This window comes from Secundilactobacillus oryzae JCM 18671 (assembly GCF_000740055.1).
GTDB lineage: Bacteria > Bacillota > Bacilli > Lactobacillales > Lactobacillaceae > Secundilactobacillus > Secundilactobacillus oryzae.
In genome coordinates this window covers 24,628-30,627 of the sequence record NZ_BBJM01000024.1, presented here as the reverse complement: position 1 = coordinate 30,627, position 6,000 = coordinate 24,628, and the positions used below count along the sequence as shown (strand labels likewise).

The window sequence follows — 6,000 nt, the reverse complement described above, 5'->3', positions numbered from 1 at the left end:
TTTTTTTATTTTTCATTATATCAAAAAGGCACTACCATCAGTTTTTAAAATCTGACGGTAGTGCCTTTTATTTTGGGACTTATGTCACAGCCCCTTTTTTAGTTTCTAGTTCAACTTCTTCGACTTTGTTTGGCTGCATCCAAATGGCAATTAGTCCAGAAATCATCCCAAAATAATAGGTCAAGAATCGCCACAGTAGCATCGCTAAGATCAGCTTACTGTGATTAGGAATAAAGCTAGCAAAGAGCGCCTCAAAACTAAATTCAGCACCCCCTGCGCCCCCAGGAATTGGAAATAACGAGATGACCATGACGATCATGATGTGCAAACTCGTTACCATTAACACGTTCACATTCGTATACCCTAACGACAACATAATAAAGTAGGGAATGAGGTAATAGAAGAACAACTGGATAAATGTGAGTCCAATTACCTTCAGCAGCAACGGCCAGCGCCTAGCAATGCGGACACTCTCGTGATAGAACGTATCAATCTTTTCATCTAACTGAATCCGCAATTTAGTGTAACGCTCTTTTTTTGAGAACCACTTTAATGGCGCCAGTAGCAAGGCCACTAATCGTTTGGTGAACGATGGCCAATACATAATAAGTAATAAGCCAACGATGACGGCTAAATGGATTAAAAAACCCAACAGCACGAATAACGAAAGATAGCTCATCTTAGAGGCCAAATAATGAAAGCCGATTAAGAGACTAATCAAAAAATTGACCACAATAAGCGCCTGAAAGACCACGAATTTCATTAATAAAACAGAACTGGCTCGTCCGCCGTCAATCCCCGACTGAAGCATAGCAATCAATTGTGCCGGTTGTCCACCGGAAGAAAACGGTGTAATGCCATTAAATAGCTGTTCGATCATGGGGATTCGAAGGGCATCCCTGAAAGAGAATCCCTCTAACCGATCATCAACAAAGACTTTAACAACGTAGCCCTCAATCCCGATATAAAGCATGATACAGAACAACGCTACGATCAACCAGTACACGTTGATATTAACCAGCGCATGGACTAGCGTCTTGAAATGAACATCCCTGAGTGAAATTCCCATAATAACGAGTCCCAGCAGAAACATAATAGCGACAACGATTTTATTCCTTCTACTCACTTACTTATCCTCGTTTGCTTGCTTTTGGTAAAATTCTTCCCAGATGGTCACAAGTCGCTCTTCAGAATAGTAGGCAGCTGCTTCGCGGGCAACCGTTTGAAGATGCGTAAGTTGTTCAGGCGACTGTTCTAATTCTCGTAGTTGCCGTTCCATCTCATTAACGTCCTTGGCACCAATATACTTACCTTCAATAATAGCAGGATACAAATCTAAATCTCGTACCATAACGGGCGTACCGGTACTAAATGATTCCAAAATCGACATTGGAAACAGTTCATTATAGGAAGGTAACAAGAAGACATCACTTAAATTGTAATAATCGACTAGTCGATCTCGATCAACAATGCCAGGAAATCTCAAGTTAGCCGGTGGGTTATCAACAATTTTTTTAAGTTCTGTGTAACCATCCGTCATTCGACCGAATGAAAACCCCCCCGCCCAGATAAATTGGACGTTTGGCAGCCGTTTAGCAAGTTCAATAAAATCAAAAACACCTTTACGTTCTTGAATTTGGCCAACACCTAAAACGGTGAACCGGCTGTCATAATCGTACTTTTGGCGAAGTACTTTCTTCTCTTCAGTTGGAACTTCATAGAATTCTTGACGGCTAACAAAATTGGGAATGTAAGTCACATTCTCCGGTTTAATACCGTACGCAGTTAGCTTAGGAATGAATGTTGGATTAACTACTACTAAATGATCCATTCGTTTATAGAACGAAATGAGGTAATGGTAAAAGATCGCTCGAAAGGGCTGCGGAATCTTCAGACTTCCTTCCAATGTTTCAGGAATAAAATGGACATAGCCAATCTTTTTGCCCAAAAATGGCAAGAACGTTGATAGGTAATACGGAAAATTAACCGTATGATAGTGGCTGATATCTGCTCGGCGTAGGTGATTAATCGAAACATCCAACTTATCCTGTGCTCTAGTTCTCAACAGTTTGATTAGCTCAAGATAAGCACTTCCGACTCCTTGTCCCTTCACCGAGTCAGCTCTAGAAAACATGTTAATCTTAATCATTCTCAGGTTCTCCCCGTTTTATATTAGTTGCTGATTCCCTCGGAATTTTCATGAACATCTTCATAGGCTAATCGCGCATCCTGATAAAATGCCAAAATGTTTTGTCCAAATGTATCCGAAGAGATTTCCGAGAGCCGTTTGTTCAGCATCTCTTGGTTTTCATATTTTGAGCCGTTCAAAAGGTAGTCGACGACATACGAGACCATTTCATCCGGTTCGTCAAAGTTCATCCCCAACGCTTTATCTGTAAGTAATTCTTCCGTGTAGGGGCTCCGTTTAACAACAGTCTTCAAGCCAGCAGCCAAGGCTTCAATATACGTCAATCCCTGCGACTCGGAATCGGACGCTGAAACGAAGACATTGGCCATATGGTAATAATGGAAGACTTTGGCATTATCAATCTCGCCAGTAAAGGCCACGTGATCAGATAAACCCATCGACTTCACTTGTTCTTCCAGAGTCTCTTTTGCTGGGCCATCCCCAACAATGAGTAACTGTGCATTAGGAACCTGCTTTAGAATTTCCGGCATGCCGTTAATGACACCCGCAATATTCTTTTCAAACGCTAGCCGGCTAAGCGATAACATCACCGGAGTATCTGGTGCATAGCCAAGTTCCTTCCGCAGATTTTCTGTGTCCGGTTGCTCGTAACGGTGTAAATCTATCCCCGTTGGAATAATTTGAATAGGCGTTTTAACACCATAATCCGTGAGTGTATTCAACACGCGCTCACTCGGTGCAACGATTCCCGTCATATGGTAGCAAAACGCTAGCGTCATTTGTTTAACATGTACGGGTTTTAAAATCTTGCCATTAGCCACATAATGCAGATAATCTTCATACATTGTATGGTAAGTATGGATACATGGAATTTCTAAATTTCGCGCTACAAATTTCCCCATCCACCCCATCGAAAATTCGGTCTGAGTATGGATGATATCAAGATTCAATTCTTTTGCGATTTGATAAGCGTGGAAGAAGCCCCGAATTGCAATTCGTCTGTCGGTAAACGACACGAACGGGATACTTGGGAATCTGAAAATGTTTCGCTCGTAAGTATCCTTCTCGACGTGAGGATCAGTTGTGGTAAAAATGTAGACCTGATTCCCCTGCTTTTCCAGCTCATCCTTCAATGTTTTAATTGAGGTGGCAACCCCACTTACTTGAGGAAAATATGTATCCGTAAATAAGCCTATGTTCACGTTGATCTCCCTCCTAGGTCTGTCGCCTACTCCTGCTTGACGATCCATTAAATCAATCGTTCTAATTATATGGGTTTGGGTTTTTCATTGCAAATATGTTTCATTGTCATCAGGTAGATATAGGCATTTGGAACGCTTATCATCGTTAAACCTAAATCGCTGAAAATGGCATACAAAAAGGAGCCGAGGGATTTCTCCCCCGACTCCTTTTCGCATTTTGAAAGATTCTCTTAAGTTCTGACTATTTCAAAGAATCCATCGCATCTAAGACTAGTTGTTTAACCTCGTCATTGGTCTGTGCATCAAGTGCACGTTCCACCAATTTGGCTGCTTTTTGTGAGTCTAAACGACTCATCAAAGAGCGGGTCTTCAAGATTGAAGTGGCGCTCATCGAGAATTCATCTAAGCCCATCCCCAGAAGTAATGGTACCGCAATCTGGTCACCAGCCATTTCACCACACATTGCGGCAAACTTGCCCTCTTTGTGTGCAGAATCAATCACATGCTTGATTAAACGGAGCACGGATGGATTGTATGGTTGATAGAGATACGAAACCCGTTCGTTAGTTCGGTCGGCCGCCATAGAGTAACCAATCAAATCGTTGGTACCAATACTCATGAAGTCAACTTCCTTAGCAAACTGGTCAGCAAGTACTGCAGCAGCTGGAATTTCAATCATAATTCCTAGCTTAACCTCGCCGACCTTAGTTCCAGCATCAATGAGTTTTTGACGCTCATCATCATAAATAGCCTTAGCAGCTCTAAACTCATCTAAGGTCGCAATCATTGGGAACATAATCCACAACTGTCCGTAACTGGAGGCTCGAATTAATGCCCTTAATTGCGTTCTAAAGATATCGTCACGATCCAAACTAATTCGGATTGCTCGGTATCCCATAAATGGGTTCATTTCGTCTGGTAATGGTAAGTATGGTAGCTTCTTATCGCCACCAATATCCATTGTCCGGACGACAACTGGTTTGTTATCCATCTTAGCGACAGCAGATTTATAAGCTTCAAACTGCTCATCTTCAGTTGGTAACTCAGCCGAATTCATGTAGAGGAACTCACTACGGAACAACCCAATACCTTCTGCGCCGTTATCTAAAACCGCTTGAAGATCTCGTGGTGTCCCGATGTTAGCAGCCAACGTGTGGTGCACACCATCTTTCGATAGTGTCTCAGCTGTCTTCAACCTTTCCCACTCGTCTTTTTGCTTCAAGTAATCCTGTTCCTTTTGGTCATACTCGGCAATTTCAGCATCAGTTGGCGAAACGAGTGCGACTCCATCTAACCCATCAATGATGACAGTATCGTCTTCATTGATGGTAGTCGTTGCCTCACCAGAACCAACCACAGCTGGAATTTCCAAGGTTCTTGACATGATTGCCGAATGAGAAGTCCGACCACCAATGTCAGTGATAAAGCCTTTAACAAACTTTCGATCCAATTGAGCAGTGTCACTTGGCGTTAAGTCATGCGACACAATGACAACTGGGCGGTTAATCAAGGCTGGGTTAGGAAGTTCTACCCCTAACAAATGAGACATCACACGCTTGCGCACATCTCGGACGTCGCCTGCTCGTTCTTGCATATAAGCATTGTCCGTCATTGCCTCGAACATTGAAATGTATTGATCGGTTACGTCAAAAAGTGCCTGCTCAGCATTTACTTTTTGATCACTGATTTCTTTGTTAATTGCACCAATCATCTCTGGATCAGAAAGAATCGTTATGTGGGCTTCGAAAACTTCGGCTTCTTCCTCGCCTAAAGTTTCTTTAGCTTTGTTTTTAATAATTTCCAGTTCGGCTTTAGAAGCATCCATCGCTGATTGCATTTTTGAAACTTCGCCATCAACATCAGTGATTGTTCGCTTACTAAATGAAAGATCAGGATCAACCAAACGGTAAGCTTTCGCAATTGCAACACCATCACTGGCCGCAATCCCTTTCAATACTTTTGTCATTATTCAGATAGGCCTTCTTTTGTCATGGTTTGGGCGATGGCTTCGATAGCTTCTTTTTCGTCATCACCTTCTGCAGTGATCGTAATGTCAGTGTTTTGACCAACACCTAATGACATCACACCCATGATTGACTTTAAGTTAACTGATTTGTCACCGTATTGAAGGGTAACTTCTGAGTTGAACTTACTTGCTGATTGAACCAAAAGTGTTGCTGGACGTGCGTGAATACCTGTTTCTGCAGTTACGTGAAAATCGCGTTTTTCCATAATAGATCGATCTCCTTAATGTTTGTTTGATTTTTTAGGTAGGGATTTCAAACTTGTATCAACTATTGAAAACGTCAAGAAACCCTTAAAATTCCGTACCTTTAACAACAAGAATAGCAATTATGCGTCTAAAATACAAGCTTTTCATTAAACGCTTTCATTGCATTCTCCACTACTTTTCGTCGTTGTCGTAAATATATTTTACAATGCCACCCGACTGAGCCTTACCAATTATCTTTTTGCGGTCGTCTGCAGCCAAATAAACATCATGGAAAGCCATAAAGGTTTCGGGAGTAATTTCAATCTCGTCGATTTCACCCTGGCGCAGTTGATCTAGCATCGCGGCGTAATCAGTTTCCAATTCTTGCACCTCTCTTCGTACCTCCATTTTACATTAAAACCACCAACCCGTTTGTT

At 42.0% G+C, this 6,000-nt stretch carries 6 protein-coding genes; all 6 read right to left on the bottom strand.

Features of this window, described 5'->3' with window-relative positions; all coding sequences use genetic code 11:
* Positions 1-79: 79 nt before the first annotated feature.
* A complete protein-coding gene (locus tag LOSG293_RS07165; protein WP_034528652.1) occupies positions 80-1,126 on the bottom strand; it encodes a lysylphosphatidylglycerol synthase transmembrane domain-containing protein in 1,047 nt (348 codons plus the stop codon).
* Positions 1,127-2,149 carry a glycosyltransferase family 4 protein gene (locus tag LOSG293_RS07160; protein ID WP_034528649.1) on the bottom strand — a complete coding sequence of 341 codons (1,023 nt, stop codon included), beginning with the start codon at positions 2,147-2,149 and terminating at the stop codon, positions 1,127-1,129.
* A gap of 23 nt (positions 2,150-2,172) precedes the next feature.
* Positions 2,173-3,351 (bottom strand): glycosyltransferase family 4 protein, encoded by a 1,179-nt coding sequence (locus LOSG293_RS07155; RefSeq protein WP_034528646.1) that lies wholly within the window; start codon positions 3,349-3,351, stop codon positions 2,173-2,175.
* Positions 3,352-3,592: 241 nt separating this feature from the next.
* Positions 3,593-5,317 carry a phosphoenolpyruvate--protein phosphotransferase gene (gene ptsP / locus LOSG293_RS07150; RefSeq protein ID WP_034528642.1) on the bottom strand — a complete coding sequence of 575 codons (1,725 nt, stop codon included), beginning with the start codon at positions 5,315-5,317 and terminating at the stop codon, positions 3,593-3,595.
* Positions 5,317-5,583, bottom strand: a complete 267-nt coding sequence (locus LOSG293_RS07145; RefSeq protein WP_034528638.1) for a phosphocarrier protein HPr — start codon at positions 5,581-5,583, stop codon at positions 5,317-5,319. Before LOSG293_RS07145 ends, ptsP begins: the two co-directional genes overlap by 1 nt.
* Before the next feature lie 172 nt (positions 5,584-5,755).
* Positions 5,756-5,971, bottom strand: a complete 216-nt coding sequence (gene ykzS, locus LOSG293_RS07140; RefSeq protein ID WP_051907248.1) for a protein YkzS — start codon at positions 5,969-5,971, stop codon at positions 5,756-5,758.
* Positions 5,972-6,000: the final 29 nt, after the last annotated feature.

Coding starts and splice junctions, on each gene's coding strand:
- LOSG293_RS07160 (WP_034528649.1), bottom strand. CDS start 2,149: ATGATTAAGATTAACATGTTTTCTAGAGCTGACTCGGTGAAGGGACAA.
- ptsP (WP_034528642.1), bottom strand. CDS start 5,317: ATGACAAAAGTATTGAAAGGGATTGCGGCCAGTGATGGTGTTGCAATT.
- LOSG293_RS07145 (WP_034528638.1), bottom strand. CDS start 5,583: ATGGAAAAACGCGATTTTCACGTAACTGCAGAAACAGGTATTCACGCA.
- ykzS (WP_051907248.1), bottom strand. CDS start 5,971: ATGGAGGTACGAAGAGAGGTGCAAGAATTGGAAACTGATTACGCCGCG.